This window comes from Methylosarcina fibrata AML-C10, assembly GCF_000372865.1.
GTDB classification, from domain to species: Bacteria; Pseudomonadota; Gammaproteobacteria; order Methylococcales; family Methylomonadaceae; genus Methylosarcina; species Methylosarcina fibrata.
Window position 1 is genome coordinate 4,472,973 of record NZ_KB889965.1, and the last position, 25,819, is coordinate 4,498,791.

General features: G+C 56.1%; 23 protein-coding genes. 14 read left to right on the forward strand and 9 right to left on the reverse strand.

Going from position 1 to position 25,819, the window contains the following annotated elements; genetic code table 11:
* Positions 1–21: 21 nt before the first annotated feature.
* The 5 genes from A3OW_RS0121155 to A3OW_RS0121175 all read left to right on the forward strand — a co-directional run bounded on the left by A3OW_RS0121155 (position 22) and on the right by A3OW_RS0121175 (position 2,505).
* Entirely contained in the window at positions 22–456 is a 435-nt protein-coding gene (locus A3OW_RS0121155; protein WP_020565457.1) for a DUF2383 domain-containing protein, read from the forward strand.
* Positions 457–668: 212 nt separating this feature from the next.
* Entirely contained in the window at positions 669–1,223 is a 555-nt protein-coding gene (locus tag A3OW_RS28730) for an EF-hand domain-containing protein (RefSeq protein ID WP_020565458.1), read from the forward strand.
* Between the two features lie 104 nt (positions 1,224–1,327).
* Positions 1,328–1,615 carry a DUF883 C-terminal domain-containing protein gene (locus A3OW_RS0121165; RefSeq protein ID WP_020565459.1) on the forward strand — a complete coding sequence of 96 codons (288 nt, stop codon included), beginning with the start codon at positions 1,328–1,330 and terminating at the stop codon, positions 1,613–1,615.
* Positions 1,616–2,038 (forward strand): phage holin family protein, encoded by a 423-nt coding sequence (locus A3OW_RS0121170; protein ID WP_020565460.1) that lies wholly within the window; start codon positions 1,616–1,618, stop codon positions 2,036–2,038.
* A complete protein-coding gene (locus A3OW_RS0121175) occupies positions 2,035–2,505 on the forward strand; it encodes a hypothetical protein (RefSeq protein ID WP_020565461.1) in 471 nt (156 codons plus the stop codon). The genes A3OW_RS0121170 and A3OW_RS0121175 overlap by 4 nt, the downstream gene beginning before the upstream one ends.
* A 365-nt stretch (positions 2,506–2,870) precedes the next feature.
* On the opposite strand, the gene smbP is transcribed toward A3OW_RS0121175, so the two are convergent.
* Entirely contained in the window at positions 2,871–3,179 is a 309-nt protein-coding gene (smbP, locus tag A3OW_RS0121185; protein ID WP_026223804.1) for a small metal-binding protein SmbP, read from the reverse strand.
* A 92-nt stretch (positions 3,180–3,271) separates the two neighbouring features.
* Positions 3,272–3,775, reverse strand: coding sequence for a PRC-barrel domain-containing protein (locus A3OW_RS0121190; RefSeq protein WP_026223805.1), 504 nt, complete (start codon positions 3,773–3,775; stop codon positions 3,272–3,274).
* A gap of 327 nt (positions 3,776–4,102) precedes the next feature.
* Between A3OW_RS0121190 and A3OW_RS0121195 the strand changes: the two genes are divergently transcribed.
* Together A3OW_RS0121195 and A3OW_RS25595 are read left to right on the forward strand one after the other, a co-directional pair.
* Positions 4,103–5,011, forward strand: coding sequence for a hypothetical protein (locus A3OW_RS0121195; RefSeq protein WP_020565465.1), 909 nt, complete (start codon positions 4,103–4,105; stop codon positions 5,009–5,011).
* A 56-nt stretch (positions 5,012–5,067) separates the two neighbouring features.
* A complete protein-coding gene (locus tag A3OW_RS25595; RefSeq protein WP_051091837.1) occupies positions 5,068–5,598 on the forward strand; it encodes a hemerythrin domain-containing protein in 531 nt (176 codons plus the stop codon).
* Positions 5,599–5,797: 199 nt separating this feature from the next.
* Here A3OW_RS25595 and cmoA read toward each other — a convergent pair whose 3' ends face one another.
* Together cmoA and A3OW_RS0121210 are read right to left on the reverse strand one after the other, a co-directional pair.
* Positions 5,798–6,535 (reverse strand): carboxy-S-adenosyl-L-methionine synthase CmoA, encoded by a 738-nt coding sequence (gene cmoA, locus A3OW_RS0121205; protein WP_020565467.1) that lies wholly within the window; start codon positions 6,533–6,535, stop codon positions 5,798–5,800.
* Positions 6,536–6,575: 40 nt separating this feature from the next.
* Positions 6,576–7,298 (reverse strand): methyltransferase family protein, encoded by a 723-nt coding sequence (locus tag A3OW_RS0121210; RefSeq protein ID WP_026223806.1) that lies wholly within the window; start codon positions 7,296–7,298, stop codon positions 6,576–6,578.
* Between the two features lie 463 nt (positions 7,299–7,761).
* On the opposite strand from A3OW_RS0121210, the gene A3OW_RS27405 reads away from it, so the two are divergent.
* The 3 genes from A3OW_RS27405 to A3OW_RS0121240 all read left to right on the forward strand — a co-directional run bounded on the left by A3OW_RS27405 (position 7,762) and on the right by A3OW_RS0121240 (position 9,467).
* Positions 7,762–8,085, forward strand: a complete 324-nt coding sequence (locus A3OW_RS27405) for a four-helix bundle copper-binding protein (RefSeq protein ID WP_026223807.1) — start codon at positions 7,762–7,764, stop codon at positions 8,083–8,085.
* 508 nt (positions 8,086–8,593) lie between these two features.
* Complete coding sequence (locus A3OW_RS27410; RefSeq protein ID WP_020565471.1) at positions 8,594–8,752, forward strand: DUF3309 family protein; 159 nt, start codon at positions 8,594–8,596, stop codon at positions 8,750–8,752.
* 262 nt (positions 8,753–9,014) lie between these two features.
* Positions 9,015–9,467 carry a BON domain-containing protein gene (locus A3OW_RS0121240; RefSeq protein ID WP_020565474.1) on the forward strand — a complete coding sequence of 151 codons (453 nt, stop codon included), beginning with the start codon at positions 9,015–9,017 and terminating at the stop codon, positions 9,465–9,467.
* Positions 9,468–9,499: 32 nt separating this feature from the next.
* Here A3OW_RS0121240 and A3OW_RS0121245 read toward each other — a convergent pair whose 3' ends face one another.
* Positions 9,500–14,743: an EAL domain-containing protein gene (locus A3OW_RS0121245; protein WP_020565475.1), complete on the reverse strand. Its 5,244-nt coding sequence runs from the start codon at positions 14,741–14,743 to the stop codon at positions 9,500–9,502.
* An 805-nt stretch (positions 14,744–15,548) separates the two neighbouring features.
* Between A3OW_RS0121245 and A3OW_RS0121250 the strand changes: the two genes are divergently transcribed.
* The 4 genes from A3OW_RS0121250 to A3OW_RS0121265 all read left to right on the forward strand — a co-directional run bounded on the left by A3OW_RS0121250 (position 15,549) and on the right by A3OW_RS0121265 (position 19,778).
* Positions 15,549–17,081 (forward strand): sensor domain-containing diguanylate cyclase, encoded by a 1,533-nt coding sequence (locus A3OW_RS0121250; RefSeq protein ID WP_020565476.1) that lies wholly within the window; start codon positions 15,549–15,551, stop codon positions 17,079–17,081.
* 103 nt (positions 17,082–17,184) lie between these two features.
* Positions 17,185–18,624, forward strand: a complete 1,440-nt coding sequence (locus A3OW_RS0121255) for an ATP-binding protein (RefSeq protein ID WP_020565477.1) — start codon at positions 17,185–17,187, stop codon at positions 18,622–18,624.
* A 1-nt stretch (position 18,625) separates the two neighbouring features.
* Positions 18,626–19,312 (forward strand): response regulator, encoded by a 687-nt coding sequence (locus tag A3OW_RS0121260; RefSeq protein WP_020565478.1) that lies wholly within the window; start codon positions 18,626–18,628, stop codon positions 19,310–19,312.
* A 121-nt stretch (positions 19,313–19,433) separates the two neighbouring features.
* Positions 19,434–19,778 (forward strand): hypothetical protein, encoded by a 345-nt coding sequence (locus A3OW_RS0121265; protein ID WP_020565479.1) that lies wholly within the window; start codon positions 19,434–19,436, stop codon positions 19,776–19,778.
* A gap of 147 nt (positions 19,779–19,925) precedes the next feature.
* Here A3OW_RS0121265 and A3OW_RS0121270 read toward each other — a convergent pair whose 3' ends face one another.
* From A3OW_RS0121270 to A3OW_RS0121285, 4 genes are read right to left on the reverse strand one after another with little or no spacing between them, the layout of a single operon-like run.
* Positions 19,926–20,231, reverse strand: coding sequence for a DUF3240 family protein (locus tag A3OW_RS0121270; protein WP_020565480.1), 306 nt, complete (start codon positions 20,229–20,231; stop codon positions 19,926–19,928).
* On the reverse strand, positions 20,228–23,293 hold the full coding sequence (locus A3OW_RS0121275; RefSeq protein WP_020565481.1) for an efflux RND transporter permease subunit: 3,066 nt from the start codon (positions 23,291–23,293) through the stop codon (positions 20,228–20,230). Before A3OW_RS0121275 ends, A3OW_RS0121270 begins: the two co-directional genes overlap by 4 nt.
* A complete protein-coding gene (locus A3OW_RS0121280) occupies positions 23,293–24,477 on the reverse strand; it encodes an efflux RND transporter periplasmic adaptor subunit (RefSeq protein WP_020565482.1) in 1,185 nt (394 codons plus the stop codon). The genes A3OW_RS0121275 and A3OW_RS0121280 overlap by 1 nt, the downstream gene beginning before the upstream one ends.
* Entirely contained in the window at positions 24,474–25,784 is a 1,311-nt protein-coding gene (locus A3OW_RS0121285; protein ID WP_020565483.1) for a TolC family protein, read from the reverse strand. The genes A3OW_RS0121280 and A3OW_RS0121285 overlap by 4 nt, the downstream gene beginning before the upstream one ends.
* Between the last annotated feature and the right edge of the window lie 35 nt (positions 25,785–25,819).

The following is a 25,819-nucleotide window of genomic DNA, read 5'->3' on the forward strand; positions in this document are numbered from 1 at the left end:
AAGATTTTTTAGGAGGAGTTTATGCACCACCTTGACAAAGTTGAGAAATTACTCAAAAACGAATTGGCGGCGGCCGAGACCTATCATCAGGCATTGGAAAAGTTCGAAGAAGAGGGACAACGCAACGAAGTGTCCTATCTGGAACCCATTTATGAGGAACACACTCAGGCCGTCTCCGAATTACAGGAAAAAATTCAGCAGATGGGCGGCTCGCCCACCACCGACTCCGGCCTGTGGGGCTCGTGGTCCGAAACGGTCATGAGCGGCGCCGGAATGATAGGCAAGGATGCCATGCTGAACGCCCTGCTGGCCGGAGAAAAAAGCGGCCTGGACGATTATGAGGAAGCGATGCAGGACACCGACATTCCTTCCGACGTCAGTTCGCTGATTCAGACGAAATTCGTGAATTGTCAGCAAGAGAATATCCGCGTACTCAACCGGCTGCTCCAGAGCTAGATTGGGACAAGGATGCGCACGGCTACCGGAGGCGAGCGTGGACAATGCATCGTATTGTCCACGCGTTTCCTGGGTATCGCTCAAACCACGATGCCAGGACATGCTGAAAGGCGAATGCACACACCGTGATTTCCGGTCGGTCTTGCCGCCGTGCTTTTAACGGAAATGCAGGGGTATTTTTTTGACAACTTAGCCATCGGATGAGGGTGAATATGAAAATTGTGAATCGATTGCAAAGAAAATTGTGGTGGCCCATCGTATTCGGCGCCAGTCTGATCACTTTGATTCAGCCGGCCATGGCTGAAGAAAGATACCCCGGAGAAACGAGTCGCACCATGGAAAGAGGCGGGCCGATCACCAAGGTTCCTACCTATGGCCAGCGTAAAAGTAAAGAGCCGGAAGGTAACGTTCAGGAAAACCCTAGTAATACGGTGAACGGCGTTTCTAAGGGTACTGGCTCGGTCGCCGGCGGTCTGGAACGAGGTCCGGAAAATACCGGCCCGGTTGCCGGCGGTTTGGAGCGCGGTTCGGAACGTAGCGGCGATATGGAGGGAGGCGATCCCGGCGATACCGGAGCGGTACCTTCGGCGCCTACTTTTCAGCAAGCGGACAAGAATGGCGATCACTATGTCAGCCGGGACGAATTGCGGGACTATCCTGTTCTGCTCAAACGCTTCGACGAAGTGGATGCCGGCAAGGACGGCAAACTGGAAGAGCACGAATACGGAAATCTGGTGATGGAAAAAAGCCGCGAAAAAGGCCGGTAGCTGCCCCTTGCAAGCCTCCGACAGGCGGAAACGAAGGTTTCGTCAGAAGCCTGACCTTTAAAATACCGCAACAACTCGAAAACAATCTTAACCGAGGTAACATCATGGAAACAATAGACACTTTATCGAACGCGGCAGAGGAGGCCGCCGAAAAAATCGCCGGGGCGACCAGTCAGGTTGCGGAAACCCTGAGCGAAAAAAGTGAAGAAATAGCCGAAGCGGTCAGCGAAAAAGGCAGACAACTGATGGCGATGGAAGATCAATTTCTGAAAAATTGCCGGGCCTACGTTCAGGAAAATCCGATGGCCGCCTTAGGCATCGCTCTGGCTACGGGTTTCGTCCTGAACCAGATTCTGTCCGTCGGCGAGCAGCGCGGGCACCGGAGAGCCTAAATGGCCATCCGTTCGACAGAGGAAAGCGCATTCCGGATTTCCAGCGCTTCCGTCCGTCCCGAAAAACACGCCGACTTGCTGGAAGACATCCGGCTGCTGTGGCTCGACCTGCGCGGACTGACGCACGATCACGTCAAGCTGGCCACCCTGGAAGCCAGGCGGGCAGGCAACAGTCTGGCCAGCATGGTGGCCGCGGGAGTGGTCATGGCGGTGCTGCTGATCGGCGTCTGGATCGGACTGATGACTGCCGCGGTGCTGGCGTTGATTCAGAGCAATACGGTAGGCCCTATCGAAGCGGTCCTGCTCATGGCCGGCGCGAATCTGGTGGGGGCTCTGGTGTTGTTTTGGTTCATTCGGCGCAAGAGCCGGTATCTGTTATTCCCTGAAACGGTGCACAGCCTCAGGAGCAAGGGGGAATCATGAATTTGGGCAAGAACAACCATCGCAGAGAGAACTTCAGGGATTTGCCTGCCGAGATACGGGAGACCGAATTGCAGCTTCTCGATCGGCAGCACCAGGTGCACGTCCATACCCATACCCTGGTCAGGAATCTCAAGAAGGAACTGGCTTCTCCGGCCGCTTTGCTGTTGGCCGGCGAGCTGGGTTTTATCCTGGGCGAGTTGACCAGGAGTCCGCCCAAGAAACAAGAGAAAAAACCGCCGGTTTCTGAAGGAAGAAATACGGTCAGAAAAGGCTCGGGCAGTCCGTCGTACGCCGCGGTCATAACGCCTCTAAGAAAATTTTTGGGAGTGCCGGATTTGACTACGTCTCTTTTTCAGGCGCTGCCGTTGGCGTTGATATGGCTTATGGACACCTTCCATCCGGAGCATGCGCTCAAAAAAAGGTCCGCCGCCGATCCTTCGGTCAAAGCCGAAAAAGCTCCCCATTAAATCATCAAGCCGGTTCGAAAGTCATGCATTGTCTGTTCCCTGGCGCGGTTTTGCTTGGGCTTTTTTTGCTGAAAGGTTAGCCAGAATATAAGAAAAAATGCATGGTAGGGTGGATAAGCGAAGCGCATCCACCGCACGCCTACGGGACTTGGGCTTTTTTTTGCGGAAAGGCTGGCTAAAACAGGGAGTAAAAATAAGCATAAAAAAACCTCGGTATTTAAAATACAAATTCAACCGAGGCATTCACGCTGAGGATAAGACGTGAATAAGTAGGAGGTTCCCCCTAGTAATTCGATAATCCGCCGTCGCAGGGCCTTCGCCTGAATCGGCATTCGGCCTTGCGCCGGCACAACCATAACAAAAATCTACTGAACGGCTCGAAGATGTTCCACCGCCGCTTCGGCGGCTTTTTTGGCCAGAGCGCCCTCGTTCCTGTTGGCGTGTTCGATGGCTTTGTCGAGGTTGTCCAGTCCGGCATCGAGATGTTTGTCGGCCGTTCCGGCATGAGCCCGGGATTCTTCGGCATGCATCGCGATGGCTTTCGCGTCTGTTGACTTGGCGGCCAGCTCGGCCTGTTTGACGGCTTCCTGCAGATGATTTTCTTCCGTCGGGCTGGCCAACGCAGTCGCACTGAAAACGGCGGCCGACAGCAGAGCGGCCGATTTGATGTTCATACAGACGTTTTTCCCGTAGTTTTTCATTTCAAGAAGACTCCCGCTCAATAAAAACATACTGCGCTGCACGGCAGCGCAGCATGAGAAAATAATTAATGGCGAGTGGTTCCTTTCGTGCTCGACGTTCCGCCCATCGTTCCCGTGGTACTTCCTACGGTACCGGTGCCCGTCGTACCCGATGGGCTTGAGTAAGGCTGGGTTCCGTAAAAGGAATGGACTTCTCTCGCCCAGGTTTCGTCCGCCATGTCCGGCCAGCGATCCGGGTCGAAGCCGGGCGCCATTTCCAGGCGTTCCTTATCCACATCCAACATGAAACGTTTGTTTTTCGTATCCAGTTTCAAGGCATTCCAGGGTACCGCAAACAGTTTTTCGCCCAGCGTCAGAATCCCGCCGAAAGACAATACCGCGTAGGCTATGTTGCCCGATTCCATGTCCAGCATGATTTCCTTGACGTCGCCCAGATCTTCTTCCTTGCTGTTGTAGACGTCGTTGCCCAGCAGCGTGTCGGCGCCCATCAGGCGGGGACCGGGACCTTCTCCTTCCTGATCGTATCTGCCTTTATAGATGCCATAGGTATCGCGTTCTATATAACTCATGTTCATCTCCTCGCTTCGATAAAGATTTTCGCTATCACTGGAGCAATGCTCCAGTACCGTAGGGTAAAGAATACCCGGAAGAAAGCTAAGAATCGGTTCGGTGCCGCACATAGAAATCCGAACCGGATAAAAAATCTCCGGCTTGAACGGATCGCCTTGTATGTGCGTCAGCGAACCGACACGACGGCCGTTTTTCCTTAATATTTTCGCCATCTATTCATATAGATCAACGAAATACGGTTTGAGCAACTGTTCGGCGATCGCTGAATTCGTTATTTCCCGAATAGATGCTTGTCAGTCTTCAACTGATTTTTGGAGAATATGGTTATGAGCAATTTACCTTTTGAAGAAACCCGTATCAGGGGTGCCGGCCGCCTGTCGCCTCAGAAGCCGCGCCGGATGCGGTGGATCATGCACGTATCCTGGACCTCGGTGTTTGCCGGCGTGGCGGTTGCCCTGGGCGTGCAAGTGTTGTTGAGCATGTTGGGCACCGGCATCGGCATGAGCACGATCGATCCTTTGCACGTGCGGGGCACTCCGAGCGCGACCGCATTCAGCGTCGGCGCCGGTTTGTGGTGGGTTGTTTCCAGCTTTATTTCGCTGGTCGCCGGAGGATGGGTAGCGGCCCAGTTCTCGGGTTACTTGCGTCATCTTGACGGCCTCTTGCACGGTTTGCTGGTCTGGGCGGTCACCACGTTAATCACGATTTATTTATTGGGCAGCGCGATCAGCACGGTAGTGAGCGGCGCCGGCAACGTGTTGAGCGCAGGCGCGCGGGGCGTGGCGGAGTCTGCATCCTCGGTCGTCTCCTGGGACAATATCAAACAGGACGCCATGTCGCTGCTTTATCCGGGATCCCAGCGGGGAATCGATCGAACCACCGGTATGCCTGCTCGGCCGATCCTGATGGATCCCGAGTTCAATATGGCCCTGGAGCGTTTTCTGACCGCGGACGACGCGACGGTCAAGGAAAACAATCGTACCGCATTGATTAATTTACTGACGGCCAGGACCGGCTTGAGTGTCGACGACGCGACGAATCGGGTAAACAGTTGGGAAAGGACTTACGAGCAAGCCGAACAAAGGGCCCGGGAAGCAGCCGACAACACGGCCAAGGCGATATCCTGGGCAGCCCTGTGGGGCTTTCTCACGATCTTGCTGAGCGCCGTCGCCGGAGCGGTGGGCGGCATCGTCGGGACGCCGATCCCCGAAGTGAGCGTTCGCGAGCAGCCTTAATCCGGCGGCCAGCCGCCGCACGAGCGGCTTTCATCGTTAGTATGGGAGGTAACGTCATGAGTCGGAAACAACAACATTTCGCCGCAATCGGCGGTAACGAACAGGATGCGATCGAACTGCTTACCCAAGACCACAACAGGGTAAAAGATTTGTTCGAGAAATTCGAAATGCTCCAGACGGAGGAGGGTGCCGAAAGCGACAAACTGGATCTTGCACAGCAGATATGCACGGAGTTGACGATTCATACGAAGCTCGAAGAGGAAATATTCTATCCGGTCGCCATCGAAGAGATCGGCCAACTGGACATCATGGATGAAGCCGCCGTCGAACATGCCGCGGCCAGGGAAATGGTCGAGCAACTGGCGGCCATGGCGCCGGAGGACGAGTGTTTCGACGCCAAGGTCAAGGTGCTGCAGGACATGGTGGAGCAGCATATCGCCGAACAGGAGGGAAAGATGTTTCCCAGGTTGCAAAAAAACAGAATGGATCTGGCTGCCCTCGGTGAACGGATGAGCCGGCGCAGGCGGGAGCTTCATTTCATATGGACATGGGCATGCTGGGCACCCCGATGGACAGGCCGCGGGTAGAGACGAGACCGGACGCGGCTTCCATGCGCTAGTTTCCGTCCGGCCGGAGAAAGACTGCGGGTCCGGCATTTTCCGGACCTCGCAGGCCGAAGCGGCAGGCCGAGTCTTGTCTCTTAAGATGCCTGCTTCCAGGATTCATCGGCAAGTGTCGGCACCGACTCGGCAACGGACGGGCGGAGCGTTCAAGTTTAACCAATTTTTACTTGATGGCAATCAGGCAGGCGAAGTTGAGCCAGCGAAAGTAGGTATCGATACGCTTAAAGCCGGCTCTCTCCAGTAATTGAATATTTTCTTCCAGCCGGTAAGGGATCAGCACGTTTTCCAGCGCTTCACGTTTGCGTTGGTTTTCTGTGTCGGTATAACCGCTTTGCGATTTTTTAAATTGCAGGTAATGATCGATATAAAGACGATTTAAGGCGGCATCGCTGCTTAAAATCTTTTCCGACAAAAACAGTGCTCCGCCGGGTTTAAGTGCGGCATGGATGTTTTTAAGCAGATGCTCCCGGCCGATCGGCCGCACGAACTGCAAGGTCCAGTTGAGAATGACTACGTTGCAAACCGGCAGCGGCGGCAAATCCCCCAGATCGGCCATCAGCAGAGACACTCTTTCCTCTGCAATAGACGATAATTTGGTTCGTGCTTTGTCCAGCATGGGCTCGGAATTGTCCAAACCCACAAACTTGGCCGTTAAGGAACATTGAGGATGATTGATGATGTGCTCAATGGTCGTTCCCGTGGAACAGCCGAGATCGCAGACTACGCCGTCGTCCTGCTCCGATAAGAACTCCACGATCAGATCTGATTGCAGGCGCTGAATTTCACTATAAAAAGGCACGCTCCTGGAAACCATGTTATCAAACACGGCCGCAACGCGTTCGTCAAAAGCAAAATCTTCCACGCGACGGTTGTGCTGAAAGATTCGATCTTCCTGAGTCATTGATTTGCTCTTTGTCATGATGTTTTGTTAATGAATGCGGTCATCTCATCGATCTAAGGCGTTCGGTTTTCTTGAGAAAACGCACAATGACATACGCTGAAACGATCAGTATGGCCGCTGTTAAGACTGGCGTCCTGTTTTGAGCCAGATTGTGGGCAAGGTTAAGTTTCCAACCGATCAATGCCAATGAAACAATCAGCGAGGTAAACAAGGTGCCGTACTCTTTAACGGCGACCCCAGGCCAGTCAAATTTATAATTATTGATGGTTTTGCGCAACCCTTCAAATCGGAACCGCCAACGCGGCACGCCGGAGCAAAAATCGAGATAGGCCTGACCAAACTTTGCAGTTAAAAACCGTTCTTCACTGAAGACGATAAGCCGGTAAATCGCCATGAAGCCCAAGGAGCCGAGAAGGATGCCGTTTGTATTGCCGGCAATGAACATAAAACCGCTGACGATAAGAATATTGCCCACGTAAAGTGGATTTCTGCAATGCGCGAATAGGCCGCCCGTGACGAGATTCTCGGCATAAATGCATCTGTTTCTGCCGCCCCGGACGATATAGGCCAGACCGATAGTCATTATCCGCAAAGCTTGCCCGGCTATTACCAGCAAGAGGCCCATGGCCAGGAAATAATCGCCGGGTACCGTGCCTAGGGCAACGGGCGGGAAGAGAAACAGCAATGCGGCGATCAAAACAGGAAATAGCACATTTCTGGTGTGAAAGAAGAAATTACCCCATAGATTGAATACATCATTCATTGTTTATTATTCGTAACGGTAAAGGTCCTAATGATAAAGGCGATTATTAAGAGATACGAGTAGTATTTTAACAGCCGCCATTCTGGCGAAAACCTGTTTTCGATATCCGAGCCCTCGGCAGCGATATTTGCTTGGCTCTACCTCTTGCCGGCAGCTTAATTTTTAACAACGTCGGCATGGATCCGGTTGCCGCCGGAGTTCTCGGTATCCTGTTAGGCCAGGGAAGCGGGGAAATCGGCCTCGTCGTCGGTTCCTGTGCTATGTTCGGCAGCGTACAGAAATAAGAAATATTTCGGCATAAATTAACGTTTGGGTTTTGACTGCGTGCGCGTGGCGAAGCCTGATTATTATGAAAATAGCGAGGTTTTACCGTTCGCGTTTATTTATTTTAATTTTGGAGAACTCGACCATGTATACTTCTCAGTCCGAACAGAAAAAAACTTCAACGCCTTCTTATCAATCCATGCAGTCATGCATTGACATTTGTAACCGCTGTGCTCAGATCTGTCTGCAAACGGCCATGAATCAATGTCTGGAAATGGGCGGGCGGCACGTCCAGCCCGAGCACTTCCGTCTGATGATGAGTTGCGCCCAGATTTGCCAGTTGTCGGCCAACTTCATGTCGATGAATTCCCGTTTCCACAACCGTACCTGCGAAGTCTGCGCCGAAGTCTGCGAAGCCTGCGCCACCGATTGCGAGAGCATCGGCGGTATGGAAAACTGCGTCTCGGTCTGTCGTGAATGCGCCGAAAGCTGCAAGCAAATGGCGAGCATGGCGGTGCACTGATTGTCGATAAAAAAGCGGAGAAACTGGCGGCTGCAAACGGTTATCCGCTTTTTCGTGCGCGAAAGGATGAGTTGGACCCGTGCGGCACCGTCAAATGAAATAACTTCCTGAAGGATTTGGGCGCTCACCCGCGAGGGGAGCGCCCTTTTCTTTATTCGCTCCGCTGACATAGCGACGCATCGGCCGCCATGCAAGGCCCGTGGCCGGCTGCCGGGCTGGATTCCGGACCATGTCCGCAAGCCGCCCGTTCCTCAAACCCGTCCTATGTGCGGTATTGTACAGACGCTGGTCAATTACGGCGTTAGACTGTTTTCATGCTGAGAGTCCTGCGCAATCCGGGACAGGAATCAGGCCAGAGAAATTCGTCGATCCTGCTTGTACCCAGTCGTCCGGAGATTGCGCGGCAGCGTATGAATTACCGTAGGCGTTCCGGGCTGAGTCCTTGTTAAAGATTTCAAACCGAAATGCGGCCTTCGGACTGACGTTCACATTTTAAAGGAGCATTGTTATGACCACACACACTCTGTTACTGATCATCTTGATTCTGGTTATCCTGGGCGCGATTCCGGTTTGGCCTTACAGCCAGAGCTGGGGGTATGGGCCGAGCGGCATACTCGGGCTGATCCTGGTCGTATTTCTGGTTCTACTGCTGCTCGGCATGATTTAGCCGGCGGAAGATTACCGAAGCATCCCGTTCATGGATCCGAGGATCGCTGCCTTTCAGCGAAGCCAGACCGAAAACGATCTGCATTTTTGACCTGCGAGCACTGCGAACCGGAAGGGCCGAATTCATTGGCCGAATAGGATAGTCGGAACACGTCCATGCGCCTTGACGGCACGGTGGAAAAACGCGCCGGCGCCTGTCCCGACAGGCCCGGTGCCGCGGTTCGCCTGCACGGCAGAATAATGAAAAATCAGGAGGAAATATCATGAAAACAAAAAACGAAAATCGCCGGTTCAATTTGTCGGAAAAAGGACGGGTCCGCGCCATGGCTCTATTGGCGATCGGGACGGTCTCGACCAGGGAAGGCCGTGTCACGCGGAATGGTGAAGGTCTGGAAGAAAGAACGGGCCGGCAGATCGACGAGGCGGCCTCGAAAGCGGGAAAAAAGGTACAGGAGACGCAACAATCGATAGGCAAGCAAACCGGGAAAGCCGGGGAGTATCTCAGCGACGCGGCCATTTTCGCCCGGATCAAGACCGATCTTTTGAATGACTCGCTACTGGCCCTGGTGCCTGTCAACGTCACCACGGAGGGCGACGTGGTGACGCTCAGCGGTACCGTCGATTCACAGCAGGCGATAGACAGAGCCGTTGCGATAGCCCGCAGCCATCCGAACGTGACGTCGGTCGAGAACAGGCTGGTCATCAGCGTCCCCTAGACGATCCCTGCAAAGCAGAAAGGTTGCCGTCTTCAATCCTGAGGCGGTTTTTTCTTGAGCGCCTGACAGGTTTTATTGGCCACCCGTAAAAATCGGCGGCGGTTCATGATATTCCTGCGGAAGGCGGCGCTGTACTTGGAAAAATATTGATCGCTTTTGATCCTTTGATTATTTCTAAAATGCGTGGCCTCCGTATGGGATTTTCGCAACAATACCGCGAATTCCTCCGCCGTCAGAGGGGCACTGTAGAGATAGCCCTGATAAATGTCACAGCCTTTCTCTTTCAGGAAAGCCAGTTGGCTCGACGTCTCGACGCCTTCGGCGATGACTTTGAAACCCAGGATGTGGCCCATGGCGATGATGGTGGCGGCGATTTCCATGTCGTCCTGATGGTACGGAATGTCTTCGATAAAACTTTTGTCGATTTTCAGCACGTCCAGCGGGAAGCGTTTGAGATAGGCCAGCGAGGAATAGCCGGTGCCGAAATCGTCGATCGCCAGGCGAACGCCTTGCGCCCGAAGATTGTGCAGAAGGGCAATGATGTCGGACTGGCGCTCCATCAGGCCGCTTTCCGTCAGTTCCAGTTCGAGATATTTGGCGGGGAACTGGGTTTCTTTCAAAACGTCCGCCACCAGCGTGCTGATGTCGCCTTGCCGTAACTGATGCTGTGAAACGTTGACCGACAGGGAAAACGGTTTGATGCCGGCTTTCAGCCACCGGCTGCCTTGTTCGCATGTCGCTTTTAGAATCCAGGCGCCGATCGCCTGAATCAGACCGCTTTGTTCGGCCACCGGAATGAACTGGCCGGGAGGAATCAGGCCTTCCACCGGATCGTGCCAGCGCAGCAAGGCTTCCGCACCGACGATGTCGCCCGAAGCGATGTCGATCTGGGGTTGGTAATAGACCCGCAGTTCGTTCTGCATCAGAGCCCGGCGCAGGCGCGCCTCCATGTCGAGACGCTGCCGGGCGGCAATGGTAAATTCGTTGGAGTAAAAGGCGTAACGGTTGCGGCCGCTTTCCTTGGCTTTATACAGCGCGGCGTCCGCTTGCTGCAACAGCAGTTCGGGCGTGTGGCCGTGCTGAGGACACAGGCTGATCCCGACGCTGACGCCGATCAACACTTCGCCTCCGTTGGCCAGAGACCAGGGTTCGTTCAGATCCTGGATGATCGACTGGGCGATGCGCGCCGCATCCTCCGGCTGGTTGATGTTTTCCAGAACCACCGTGAATTCGTCGCCGCCCAGACGAGCCACGGTATCGACGTGCCGTACTCTGTCCACCAGACGATTCGCCACCAACTGGAGCAACTGGTCTCCGGCCAGATGGCCGAAACTGTCGTTGACGTCCTTGAAGCGGTCCAGGTCCAGCATCAGCAGGGCGAGGGATTTGCCCCCCCGCTTGGCGGCTTCTATGCTGTGCTCCAGCCGGAAAAACAGGCGCAAGCGGTTGGGCAGCGAGGTCAGCGAATCGTGGTGAGCGAGAAATTCGAGCCGGGCTTCGGAAGCCTTGAGCTGGGTAATATCGGCAAAAACGCTGACGTAGCCGCTGATGTTGTTCGAATTGTCGCGCACCACGCTGATGTTGAGCAGCTCGGGATAGATTTCGCCGTTCTTGCGCCGATTCCAGATTTCACCTTGCCAATAATTTTTATTTTGCAGCGACTCCCGCATATCCCGGTAAAATTCCCGGTCATGGCGGCCGGATGCCAGCATTTTGACGTTGCTGCCGACAGCCTCGTTTTCGCTGTAGCCGGTGATTACGGTAAAGGCCGGGTTGACCTTGACGATGTTCCGCCTGGCGTCGGTGATCATGAATCCTTCCTGGCTTTGCTCGAACACTTTGGCCGCGAGTTTGAGCTGCGTTTCGGTCCGCTTGCGGTCGATGGTGATCGAGATGAAATGCGCGACGGTCTCGATCAGTTTGAAGTCATGGCTGTCGGGAAGGGAAGAGGTTCGTTGATAGACCGCAAAAGTTCCCTGTACCTTGTTGTCGACTCCGAGCAAGGGAATCGACCACCACGACGTTAAACCGGCTTCGGCGGCGAGGCTTTGCAAGGCCGCGCATCCCGGATCGCCGGCGATATCGTCGGTCATCACGGGTTTTCCGGTCAGCGCGGCGGCGCTGCAGCAGCCCTGATTGTCTTCCAGTTGCAAGCCGTTCAGAAATTGCCGATAGAACTGGGGCAGGCTGGGCGCGGCGCCCAGTTGCAGCCGGCGGTTTTCGTCGTCGAACAGCAGGATGGCGCACAACGCTCCGGACTTCAGGCTTTCCACCTTGCGCACGACGGCGTCCAGAATCTCGGCCAGGGACATGCTGCTGGTCAGGCATTCCAGCATGAAGCTGCGCACTTCTTCCAGTCGTTGCGCGCGGCGCTGCTCGGTCAGATCCATATTGGTGCCGGAGATGCGCAGTACCTTGCCGTCCTGGTCGCGAGTAATGAAACTGCGCTCGAGTATGGGCACGTAATGGCCGTCCTTGTGGCGCAGCCTGAATTCAACCGAGAACGTGTCCCGGCCGCTTTGCAAAGCATTGGCCAAATTTTGCCGGACCAGTTCAAGGTCGTCCGGATGGACCAGGCTTTGCCACAGTTTGGCATCGCTCGGCAGTTCGCCCGTCTCATAGCCCAGCATGTGCCACCATTGCGGCGAATAGTACATCTGATCGCTTGCCAGGTCCCAGTCCCACGGCGCATCGCTCGAACCCTTGATCGCCAGCATCAGGCGGTTTTCCGAAGCCAGCAGCGCCTGTTCGGTTTGTTTGCGCTGGGTAATGTCGCGGGTAACGGCGAGCATCATGAAAGTTCCGTCGGTCGAGTCGGTCAACGGTGCCGCATGAGTCTCCAGCCAGCGTCGAGTGCCTTTGAGGCCGCGAATTTCGAATTCCAGTGTGCCTGTTTCGCCCTTCATGACCCGATTTTGCAGTGCGAGATAAGAATCGCGGTACGGCGGCAGAACGAACTTGAGGAGCGAGTGCTGCTTGACGGCTTCGAGCGAATCCGCTTCCAGCATGTTGAGCCCCGCCGCGTTCATGTTGATCAGCCGGCCTTTCTGGTCTACCACTTTGACGCATTCCGGCTCGGTCTCGATGACGGTGCGCAGAAATTGTTCGCTTTGCTGTAACGAGGCTTCGACCTGTTTACGCTTTAAATCGCGGTCGAAATTATCCAGGGCAAAACTGATGTCCCATGCCATCTTGACCAGCAAGTCGCGCACTTCTTCGTCAAAGGCCGCCAATTTGTTCGCGTAGAGGCAGAAGATGCCGATCACGATGCCGTTTTTATGAATCGGCAACGCGGCCGTCGAACGCCAACCGTAACGGGAGGCGCGTTGCCGCCACGGTTGAGTCATGGGGTCCTTGAAGAAATCCTGGCACCAGACCGGCCGGTTTTCACGGATGGCGACGCCGCTTGGGCCGTGACTGTAGGGATCCTCGGAATCGACGGAAATTTTCACGTCATGCAGATATTCGAGCCCCGTGCCGGCGCTGGCAATGGGTTTGACCTGGCGGCTCTCCCGATCGATGAGACCGATCCAGGCCATTGCCATGTCGCCGATTTGCACCGAATCGCGGCAGATCTGTCCGAACAATTCCGCTTCGCTGGCGCACCGGACGATGGCCTGGTTGCACTGACTCAGCACTGCATAAAGTTGGGCGAGACGCTGTAGTTGGGCTTCGGTCGTCTTACGCTCGGCGATTTCGCTTTCCAGTTCCCGGGTGCGGAGTTTTACCACGTTTTCCGTTTGCATCGTCCGGCCGGTCAACATGAGCAGGCCTATGCCTGTCAGCGCGGTAAACAAATAACATCCCAAAATCAGCCACCATACGTTCCAGGTCAACTGCTCCTGATAAAATTGCGGAGCGGGAGTATACGTTATCTTCCAGGAGCGGTCGGCTATGTCGAGCGGCAGCGATTTTTCCAGCTTGGGAAAATCCAGGGACAGGGTGGGGACGTGAACTGTTTCATTGAACAGTTCGTCGTCGGCGTCGGTGATCTTCAACAACAGTTGCAAACGCTGGAATTGGCCTTTTACCTCGGCGATCTTTCGATGGACCTGAAAAACGTTCGCGACAAAACCGCTTAGATGATCGCGGCGTTCCTGTACCGTGCGCAACGGCTGGCGCGTTTGATAAATGGGCGTGTAGACGACCACGCCGAGCTGACCGGCAGGATCCTGAACCAGACGGAGCATTCTCGATACCGTGGTTGTGGCCGTGTCTACGGATTTTTGGATCGCTTCGAAAGAATACGGCTTGGAAGAAATATCCAGGCCCAAAGCCCGCTCGTTGCCCTGAAGAGGCTCGACGAAGATGATGGGATAATAGTCGGCCTGACCGGCAGCCGGGCGAACGGCATTTTCATTGTCCGAAGCCTGACGGGTAAAAGAAATTTGCCATTGCCGCTCGTAATCGGCGCGTTTTTCGGCAGGAACGCGCGGTATCCATTCCAGCGCCTGAATGTCCGGATGGTCGTTTAAAAAGGCGCCGGTAAAATACTTGAACTCGTCGGCACTGACCGTATTTGAACTGTCGAAAAAGGTCTTGATGTTCTGGTTGATTTCCACGTAGCGGGTCAGTTCGTCCTGCAGGGCGTGGTGCAGCAGGCGGCAATGCTCTTCGAACAGCGTGGTGATGCGCGCCTGCTCCTGTTGTTTGCCGAAATGAAGGATGACGATGACCAGCAGGGATAGTATGGCCAGAGGCAAGGCCACCGGATTGACCCGCATGACCCGGCGGTTGCGCAGGGTGCCGATGAAGCACAGCAGCAGGGGAGCGAAGATCAGTACGCCGATCGTGTCGCCCGTCCACCAGGTCAGCCAGCTCGCCGAGATGTCTTCCCGAGTAACGGCGCCTTTGAAAAACAGGGTGACAACGCCCACCGAGGCGGAAACAACGCAACTGATCGGACCGCCCAGCGCCATGAAGCGCAGGATGCTGGCGTCATCGATTAACGGATTGTCGGGACCGACGTAGCGCCGGGTCAGTTCGGCGCCCAGCACTGCTTGCAGCGTGGCGGCAATGCTGGCAATGGCGCCGACGACCAACGTGAACAAAAGACTTTCCTGATCGGTATGATCCAGAAACGAATAAATTTGCGTAATCAAAGCGCCCAGCCAGACGCCGGGTATGACTTTACGCCCGTACGTCACCATGCCGGCAAAGGCAATGCCGGCGGCGGGCCAGATGGGGCTGGCGTGGCTGGGGGGAATGGACAATAACGTGCCGAAATAACCGCCCAGAAAATAGCCGGCGGCCAGGAAAATATTAATTCTTAACATAGGGTTTTAAAAATCTGTCGGGGCCGGCTGGCTGAGGTGCGTGCGCTGCAAATGTATTTTTCATTATTATTCGGCAAGTTCCGGTGTTTCTTAAGCCCCTCACGGCGATCGAGCCGCCGCGAGAAAGGCGTCCGACAGAAGAAATTCCTGTTTTCTCAAGATCCGGCCGGTTACAGCGTAAACCCTTCTGCACATCATTTTAAGCATGGAAAGGGTAACGGGAGCATGGCAACTCTGCCTGGAGTAAAATTAAAAAACACTGCTTCCGTCATGCCGATGTGCACAATGACAATCCTTTTCAAAATTAGGCTGGTATTTATTATAGTCAATGAAACGCATTAAAAAATCACGATACCCCTTACCCAAAACAGGCAGTCCGAAAACCTTCAAGGACGAATCGGCGGTCCTGCCGGGCGTTTCAATTCCTTCCGCAGGACAAGCCAAAGCGGTGCCGGCGCAAAATGCAGATTTTGGCGGGAGGTTGTTTCCGGCAGACGCCAGCCGGAGCAGATCGTATTTCAGCGGAAGAATAACGGAGACTCGAAGTCCTGCCGTAAGGAGCCGTGCAAGGGAATAATAACGGGGCCGGCGGCTGTTTCCAGCAGGATTAAAATGAAAACATTCTAATATTAATAATTTATAATAATATGGATTATAAGCTGAATGCGCGTTTACACCTCGGCTAATTCGAAATTAAACACTAGACTATATAACTAACTTCCGCCGCTTCCATCCCGGGCATGCCGGAAAACAAGCGAATCTCAAGCGGATCCGAAATACTGAAACGGAACACGATTTGTTGATTATGTTCAAGTTGAAACCCTTATGGAGCTATGGGCTTGTCCTTGTCGCCTGGGGCACGGCAACCTTCGTTACGATGGCGCTGGTGTTCAAGCTGGTGCTGCAGGAGGTGAACGTTGCTTTCACCCAGAGGGTCGATCAACTGCACGACAGCATCGAACATATCGCCAGAGACAACGAAGCGGTTCTGGAAGGTTTCTCCGCGTTTTTGGGCGCCATCGAATACGCCGACCGAGAGAGCGCCTCCCGTTATGCCCAGCAAATTCTGGCCCGGTACCCTCATATTTATGGGCTCGAAGTCGCGCTGAAAGTAAAACGCAAGGAGTTGCCGAGGTTTATAGCAAGGCAAAGACAGTCGTGGTTTCCCGAGTTCAAATTGAAAGAGTTCAATGAAGACGCGAGCGGTACCCGGCCTTCGGTAACGAACAAACCGGTTTACTATCCCGTCATTTTTTTGGAACCGATGCAGTCCGATGCCCGGCAACGCATCGGCGCCGACATGAGTTCGGCGCCTTTTTTAAACGACGCCCTGCAGCAAGCGATAAAATCCCGGTCGTCGGTGGCGACCGTACCGTTCAAGTTTGCCGGCGGCCCTAGAGGATATATTCTTTTTCGGCCTGTCCCCAGCCCGCCCCAGGGCGCCCTCGCCAAGCGGAAAGAAGCCGTGGCATTGCTCGAGGTGAATGCCGAAGCGATCGAGCAAGAAATCGCTTCCAGGGTGCACAATCTTGAATTCCGTCTCTATCCTGCCGATTCTTCCGGCAGCGCGAAGGATATGTTAATTCATATTCCGGCGCCCGCGCCGCAGCGGCTGGAAGCCAACTATTTTCCCAAACTGAATGCCGAAAGAAAGTTGAAAAGCCGCGGCCAGCCGTTTGTTCTGACTGTTCACAAACAATTGCTCTGGTCCGATCTGAACCTGCCTCTGGTCATTACCACCGCCTGCACTTCGCTCCTGTCCCTCGCCCTGATACTGGTTTTTCTGGCGGATCATTTTCGCCGCGAAAAAGAAAGGGAAAGATCGTCGGAGCGTTTGCTGCATATGGCCACGCATGATGCGCTAACCGGCCTCCCCAACCGAATCTTGCTGGCGGATCGGTTCAGCCAGGCCGGTTCCAGAGCGCAACGAAGCCATTCCGCGTTTTCGATAATGTTCATCGATCTGAACGGATTCAAGCAGGTGAACGACACTTACGGCCACGAAATGGGGGACGAGTTGCTCAAGTCCGTCGGCTTTTTACTCAAGGAATGCATCCGGGAAACCGATACCCTGAGCCGGATCAGCGGCGACGAGTTCGTGATTCTGCTGGAAGATACCTCGCGGGAAAACGCGGAAAGAGTCGCCGGAAAAATTCAGACCCGGTTAAAGCGGCCTTTGTCGATTCGGGACGTTCAACTGAACGTCGGTCTCAGCCTGGGCATTGCGGTTTATCCCGAGGATGGCGCGACGATGAACGACTTGCTTAAAATGGCGGACGAAAGAATGTACGCGGCCAAGGAGCAAAGCAGGCGGGGCAACATAACGAAATCGATCTAAAGCCGGGGTTTCGGGATAACGGCAAGTGATCTGCCCAGTCTTTCTTTCATATTTCTTGCACATTCGTTTCCGATAATGAACGATTCTCTGACTGAGCGGCCGCGTGCTTAAATCGATCCGATTCAAACTGTTTTCAACCTTGCTGCTGACCACGATGCTGGTGGTCGTCGGCATGCATTTCTTCATGCGCTGGTCGCTGGACCGCGGATTTGCCGAGTTTGTCGCAAAGCGCCGCAGCGAGCATGTCGCCGCGCTGCTCGAGAATCTGAGCGAACATTACGCCTCCGATCCTGATTGGCGCAAACTGGCCGGCGACAAGCGGAAATGGATGGAACTGCTGGGGCAAAGCTCCGGCCATCGGCATTTTCCTCCGGCCCCCTGGTCCGAGCAGGCCCTAAAGGAACCGTCCGGCCTGTGGCCGCCCGATTTTCCCGAGCCGCGCACGAGCCGGCGCATCAAACCGCTGGAGCTCAGCGTGATGCTGTTGTCCGCCGACAAGTCCGTCGTATTCGGCCGCCAGGAGATGCTGGCCGATCTGACCCTGCATCCGATTCGCCGGCAAGGCCGGACAGTCGGTTACCTCGGCGTGTTGCCGGGCAAGCCGGCGCATCAGCCGAACGAACTTCAGTTCATCGAGCGGCAGGCCCGTTCCTTCGTCTGGATTGCCGCGTCCATGGTCGTGCTGTCTGCCGCGCTGGCGTTCCTGCTGGCTTATTTTCTGGGCCGTCCACTCAAACAAATAGCCGCCGCGGTCAAAATGCTCGCCGTCGGCCGCTATCATCTGCGCCTGCCGGTCGAATCCGGCGACGAATTGGGCCAACTGGCGCGCGATTACAACGACGTGGCGGCGGCGCTGGCGCAGTCCGAACAGGTACGCCGACGCTGGATCGCCGATGTTTCGCACGAACTGCGCACGCCGCTGGCGGTGTTGCGCGGCGAGCTGGAAGCGCTCCAGGACGGCATCCGTCCGTTCAGCCGGGAAGCGGTCGATTCGCTGTACGGCGACGTCATGCGTCTCAACCGCCTTACCGAGGACTTGTATCAATTATCGCTGTCCGATCAAGGCGCTTTAAGTTACCGGAAGGAGCGAATCGATCCGGTGGCGCTGCTGCAGGAAGATGTGGCTGCGTTCGCTCGCGACTTCGCCGACAAGCGGATTTCGGTTCAACTTGACGATCAACTGTCCGCACCGGTAAGGATTCATGCCGATCCCGACCGCCTGTCGCAACTGTACCGAAATTTATTGAACAATAGCCTCAACTACACCGAAAGCGGCGGGCAATTGAGGATTACTCTGATGCGGCAGCCGGAGACGCTGGCGATCGAGTTCGCCGACAGCGCGCCCGGCGTGCCGGAGCCGGAACTGGCGCATTTGTTCGACCGTTTTTACCGTGTCGAAAGCTCGCGCAGCCGGCACTACGGAGGTGCCGGCCTGGGTCTTGCGATTTGCCGCAACATCGCCGAAGCCCATCGCGGCACGCTCACGGCCGGGCCGTCCGAATTGAACGGCCTGGCCATTCGCATCGAATTGCCGATCGACTGACATGAATTCCATTTTGATTGTTGAAGACGAAGAGAAATTGGCACGGCTGATGGCCGATTATCTACAGAATGCGGGTTTCTCCCCCCAAATTCTGAACGACGGCCTCAGGGTGCTGCCGTGGCTCGACGGCAATGCCGCCGATCTGATTCTGCTGGACCTGATGCTGCCGGGCCGGGACGGCCTGGATTTGTGCCGCGCGATACGCCGCTTCAGTGCGGTGCCGATCATCATGGTAACGGCGCGTATCGAGGAAGTGGACCGCCTGCTCGGGCTGGAACTGGGCGCCGACGATTACATCTGCAAGCCGTTCAGCCCGAGGGAAATGGTGGCAAGAGTCAAGGCGGTATTGCGCCGCCTGGAGCCTCGGATATCGGAACACGGCGAGGCCCTCTTGAGGCTCGATCCGGAACGGTTCCGCATCCGGGCCGGCCGGCTCGAAGCGGAACTCACCGCGGTCGAATTTCAGTTGCTGCAAACGCTCTACCGGCAGCCGGGCCGGATTTTTTCCCGCGCCCGGCTGATGGATCTGATCTATCCGGATCAACGCATCGTTTCCGACCGCACCATCGACAGCCATGTCAAAAAGCTTCGAAAAAAACTGGCCGAGCTGTTGCCCGGACAGGAATTGATCCATTCGGTCTACGGAGCGGGTTACCGTTACGATCCGCAAGCGGACACCGGCGATTGAAAAATTCCTTATTGTTTGCACAATCGTTGCAAATTATTTGCACGGTTTGTCGTCAAACTAAAGGCCAGGAACGGAAAACAGCCGTTCCCGGCCTTTTTTCAATCACTCAAGGAGTAATAACATGAACAAAATCGTATCCGTGTTGGCCATCGTCTTTCTTCTTCCGTTAACCGCAGCGGCCAACCCCGGCGCCGGCGGCGGTCCCGGACCCGACGACTACCACGGCCGCAAAGTGGAGCGCCTGGCCAAGGATCTGAATCTTACGGCTGAACAGAAAACCCAGGTGGAAGCCCTGTTCAAGGAGCAGCACGAGAAATTCAAAGCCCTGCATGAGGAAACCAACAGCAAACTGAAAACCATTCTGACTCCGGAACAGATGACCAAAATGGAAGAAATGCAGAAACAGCATCAGGAAAAATGGAGCCACAAAAAAGGCATGAAAGAAGGCATGGGAAAGCCCGAGTAATCGATCTTCAGGCAACTGCGCCGTCAGGGACGATGGGCGCAGGCTCGCAGTAACCGGCTATTGGGAGCGTTTTTACCGTGTGTAAGGGTAAATTGATTCGTCCGGGTTGCGGCGGAACCATGGACGCCTGCAACCGGCCGAGCCCTGTTAAATGGTCCCATTGTCGACCACCGGCATGACCCAGTAGCGGATGCCGGCTCCTGAGAATTCCTGCCTGAGCCGGGCCAGCAGGTCGGACAATACCGCTTCCTCGACATACATCTGGAAACGGAGCTTTTTCTGGCGTCCGGAGACCTGTTCGGCCAGCGACAGTCCTTCGTTGCGATGATCGTGCGCATACACCGCAAAACTGCTGAAGCCGTGTTCGGATTCGAACGTCAGCAGGCAATCGACGATGGCTTCTTCGAGACTCGGAGGCGCGTTCAGGGTGATCAGATATTCTTTGTGATTCATGGCTGTCTCTCCGTCTGCTGTTGGCCGAACAACTTGAATAAAATCGGCAACAGAAACAGGGTTAAAAAGGTGGACGACACCAGTCCGCCGATGACGACGATGGCCAGGGGGCGTTGAATTTCGGAGCCCGGCCCCGTCGCGAACAGCAATGGGATCAGGCCGAAGGCGGCGATGCTGGCGGTCATCAGCACCGGACGCAAACGCCGCGCGGAGCCGACGACGACCACTTTGGCCAGGTCCATGCCGGTGGCCAGAAGCTGGTTGAAATAACTGACCATGACCACGCCGTTGAGCACTGCGATGCCGAGCAGCGCGATAAAGCCGACGGAGGCCGGCACCGACATATAGTCGCCGGACAGCCACAGCGCGAAGACGCCTCCGATCATCGCCAGCGGAATGTTGGCCAGCACCAGCACCGCCTGGCGCACCACGCCGAAGGTTGAGAACAGCAGCAAAAAGATCAGCCCCAGCGATACCGGCACGACTAAGGACAGCGTCGCGGCGGCGCGCTGCTGGTTTTCGAACTGGCCGCCGAATTCGATCGTGTAACCGGTCGGCAACTGGATCCTTTCGGCGACCTTTTGCCGGGCTTCGTCGACGAAGCCGACCAGGTCGCGGCCCTGAACGTTGCTGCGCACCACGACGAAGCGCTGGCCGTGCTCGCGTCCGATCGAGACCGCGCCTTCGACCTTTTCTATTCTGGCGATGCCGGTAATCGGCACGTGGCCGCCGCCGGGCAGGGCGATCTGCAGATTGTCGAAGTTGGCGGTGTTGCTGTCGCCGCGCAGAATCAGCGGCGTGCGTTTGATGCCTTCCTGGACGATGCCGAGATTGAGCCCTTCGATTTGCGCGCGCAGCAGGGTTTCGATGCTGTCGGCGTCAAGGCCCAGGCGACCGGCGCGGCTCCGGTCGATGGTCAACTGCAGGAACTGCATGCCGCTGTTTTGCCTGATGAACACGTCCGAGGAGCCCGAAATGTGGCGCAGCACGTCGGCGATCTGTTCGCCTTTTTCGTTGAGGACGTCGAGATCGGAACCGAACAGCTTGACCGCGACGTCGCCGCGGGTGCCGGTCAGCATTTCGGACACGCGCATCTCGATCGGCTGGGTGAAACCGAAAGCGATGCCCGGCGTTTCCGCCATTACCTTCCGAATCGCTTCGATCAACTCTTCCTTGCTTTGCATCCGCCACTGCTCTTTCGGCTTCAGCACCAGGAAGGTATCGGTTTCGTTCAGTCCCATCGGATCGAGCCCGAGTTCGTCCGAGCCGACCCGGGACACGATGGTTTCGATTTCCGGTATGTTTTTCAGCAGATTTTTTTGCACCTGCCCGTCGAGGGCGACCGATTTGTCGAGAGAAATGGACGGGAGCTTTTCCAGTTGGACGATGATGTCGCCTTCGTCCATCGTGGGCATGAAGATGCTGCCGATCCGGGTAAAGGCGATAGCGGTTAAAATCAGCAGGACGCCGGCGCCGATGAACAGTTTTTTGCTGTTGCCGAGACACCATATCAGCAGGGGCTGGTACAGCTTCAGCAATTGCCGGGGCAGCCACGGTTCTTCGTGCGACACTTCCTTGAGCAGATAAGAGGCCAGCACCGGAATGACGCTGAGCGACATGACCAGGGAACCGCTGAGCGCGAACACGATGGTCAGAGCGACCGGCGTGAACAGCTTGCCTTCCAGGCCCTGCAGGGTCAGAAGCGGCAGAAAGACGATGATGATGATCAAAATGCCGGAGGTCACCGGCACCGCGACTTCGCGCGCGGCCCGGTAAATCAGGTGCAGACGGGGCAGACGCCGGGCTTTTTCGACGTGCGCCAGATGGGTAATGACGTTTTCTACGACGACGACGGCCGCATCGACCAGCATGCCGATGGCGATGGCGAGTCCGCCGAGGCTCATCAGATTGGCCGACATGCCCATTGCGTTCATCAGAATGAAGGTGAACATCGCGGCCATCGGCAGCGCCAGCGCGACGGTCAGGGCGGCCCGCAAATTGCCGAGGAACAGGATCAGCAGCACCACGACCAGAGCGATGGCTTCGATCAGCGCATGCAATACCGTATCGACCGCTTTGTCGACCAGATGGCCGCGGTTGTAGAAGACCTGGGCTTTGACGCCGGGCGGAAAGCCGGGGCTGATCTCGGCTAGCTTTTTTTCAATGCCGGCGATCGTTTGCCGGGCATTGGCGCCGCGAAGGCTCAGCACCAGGCCGGTCACCGATTCGCCCTGGCCGTTTTTGCTGACGGCCCCGTAGCGGGTGAGGGCGCCGATTTTTACCTCGGCCACGTCGCCGACCGTGATCGGAATGCCTTGATTGTTGGCGACAACGATGGCCCTGACGTCGTCCAGCGTTTTGATCCGGCCCTGGGCGCGGACGATCAGGGCTTCTTCGCCGTCGGTCAGACGGCCCGCGCCGTCGTTGCGATTGTTGCTTTCGACGGCCTGCATCAGCTCATCCATGCCGATATCTCTGGAAGCCATGCGGATGTTGTCGGGCACGATTTCGAAGCTTCTGACCATGCCGCCGAGGGAGTTGACGTCGGCGACGCCGGGCACCGTCCGGAGCGCGGGCCGGATCACCCAGTCCAGCAGCGTGCGCCGTTCCATCAGGCTCAGGTCGCCGCCTTCGATCGAGAACATGTACATTTCGCCGAGCGGCGTGGTCATCGGCGCGATGCCGCCTTCCACGCCGGCCGGCAGCGAGCTCCAGATGGCGTTCAGGCGTTCTGCGATCTGTTGGCGCGCCCAGTAGATGTCGGTGCCTTCGGCAAAGTCGACGGTGATGTCGGTCAGGGCGTATTTGGCGATCGAGCGCAGCATGACCTGATGCGGAATGCCGAGCAGTTCGACTTCGACGGGACCGGTAATCCTTGCTTCGACTTCTTCCGGCGTCATGCCGGGCGCTTTGACGATGATCTTGACCTGGGTCGGCGACACTTCGGGAAAGGCGTCGATCGGAATATTTTTAAAGGCGTAATAGCCGCTGCCTGCAAGCAGGACCACCGCCAGCAGGACGAGTATCCTTTGGCTTAACGCGAAACGGATCAGGGCCGACATTATTCATCGCTCCCGAGGCCCAGCCAGTTCGCCTTGAGCGCCACCGCGCCGGTGATCGCGACGTCTTCATTGCCGCTGAAATCGCCTTTGATGATCGTTTCTTCCCCCTGTTTGCCCATGACGTCCACCGGTTTGACCAGAAAGCCGTCCCGGTTGCGGATGAAAATATAGGATTGGCCGGCGTTCTGGGCGATGGCGCCGTTCGGCACTTTAAACGCTGTCGTGTCCGTCGTATGGACGATTTGAATATTGATGCGCTGGCCGGGACGCACCGCCGTTTGTTTGCCTTCGATGAGCGCTCTGGCCAGAACGGTCTGATTTTCCGGATTCACGTTGGCGCCCAGCAGGCTGATGCGAGCGGTGACCGTCCGGCCGGCTTCTTCCTTTTGGAGATTGGCTTCGATCAGGACAAGGTCGCCGATCTTGACGTCGGCAATGCGCTCCTGGGGAATGTTGATTTCCAGCCAGAGCTCGTCCAGATTGGCGATGCGGTACAAAGGCGCCAGTATGTCGACGCGGGAGCCGGCCGTCGCCAGGCGCTCGATCACGGTGCCGGAAATCGGCGCGTAGACGTTGAGCAAGCCGCTCAGCCGGTGGGTTTTTTTCAGCCGACCGATTTCCGCGTCGGACATGCCGGCGATCTTGAGCAACTGCCTGTGCTCGCTGGCTTCCGACTCGAAAGCCTGGTACTGGCTGCGCGTCTCCTGCCAGCGGCGTTCGGCGATGACCCCGTCCTCCAGGAGCTTTTTATCCCGCTGATAGGTGAGCCGGCCTAGCTGAAGTTCGCTTTCCGCCTTCAGGTAAAGTCGTTGCATCGACAAAAGATCCGGGCTGTTCAATTGGGCCAGAACTTCGCCCTTTTTCACCTTGTCCCCTATCGATGCATTCAATTGGGTAATCAAGCCGGGCTGGGAAGCGCTGACCAGATAATCATGGCTCGACGGAACCACCACCTTGGCCGGTGCGAACAGGACCGGAATTTGTTCGACCGGCACCGGTTTGCCGAGGGTGACGCCGAGATTCCGGATATGCTCCGGAGACAGCTTGATTGCGTTTTCCGGGGTCACGGCTCCGGCATAAGCCGGGCAGGTCAGGATCAAGGCGACGGCTAAAATAGGGAAGGCCAGAGCCGATGGTTTTTTTCCGGCTTCTCGGGCTCGGGAAAACAGATGGATCGTGTTCATGGCAATACTCCTATCGCCTGATTGTATAAGGCAATGTCCCGCTGCAGCATGACGGCGCGTTCTTTGGCGGTCAATATGGCCTGTTGCGTTCGCGACTGGATTCTGAGCAAGTCCATCAGATCGATTTCGCCGACGGAAAAGGCCAGTTGGGTCATTTTGAGCAGTTCTTCGGAAACTTTTCTCTGCTGATTGGCCGTTTCCAGTTCGACTCGGTTCACTTCCAGATTGTGTTCGGCCTCGTGGTGCGCCTGTTCCAGATCCCGGTACAGTTGCTCGCGGTCGGCGATCAAGCGATTGAGTTCCACGTTGATCGCTGCAATCTGGGGGGCGAGATGAGCGCTTCCGCCGAAAGGGACGCTGATGCCGACATTGAAAAATTCGGCTTTATTGCTGCGGGAGTCGGTGCCTTCATCGCTCAGGATGCCGGCCGTGACGTGCGTTTGTCCGGAGCCGATCGATCGGGTGGCGTTGAGCTCGGCCTGTTTGCGCTCGATCTGGCTGTTGAGTGCGGCCAGCGCCGGATGGTTTTGCTCGATTCCTGTCAGGGGCGCCAGTTTTTCTTCAAATAGGCGCGGCACTCGGGTCATTTGAGTCACCGTCGAATAACGCTTGCGGGCATGCATCAGTTCCGCCTCGGCCAGGGTCAGCGACGAGCGTTTTTGCAGCATTTCGGTTTGCGCCAGCAATTCGTCGGTACGGGGCAGATCGCCCGATTCCACGCGCCGCCGGATACTGGACAAGAGCTTTTCGTAAATGTCCAGTTCCGCTTTGGCCTGATCATAGCGGATATTGGCCAGGGCCATATTCCACAAAGCACTTCTGACCAGGCCGGCGACGCGCAGTTTGACCGCCGACGTTTGCCGTCCCGCGCTGGTTTCGGCTTCATTGGCCAGCCTCTGTTCCGCGTTCCGCTGCCCGAGATTCCATAACGGCACCTGAACACTTCCCGTGGCATAATTCAATCGAAGATTGTACATCGTCTCATAACCGACGCTTGCCTGGGAGGCGCCGGCCGTCCAGCTCTGACTGCGTTCCGAGATGGCCGCTGCTTCCTCTTCAAGCGCCTTCAGCCAGGTTGCGTCGGGATACTTTTCCAAAGTCAAATCGATCAATTTGGCCAGATTCAGGGAAGCATCGATTTCAATCGGGTCGACGTGGGAAACTATCGAGTCCGGTTCGTTGCCGCCCAAGGACGAATGGCCCTTCTCGGCGACGTCGGCGTGTTCGATCGGCAGGGAAAACGACGAGGCCGATGCGGTCAATAGAACGACAGGCAGACAGCGCCTGTAAAAATTTAGGGCAATCATGGAACAAAGCTCAATGCGGGTGCGCGCCGCTTTAA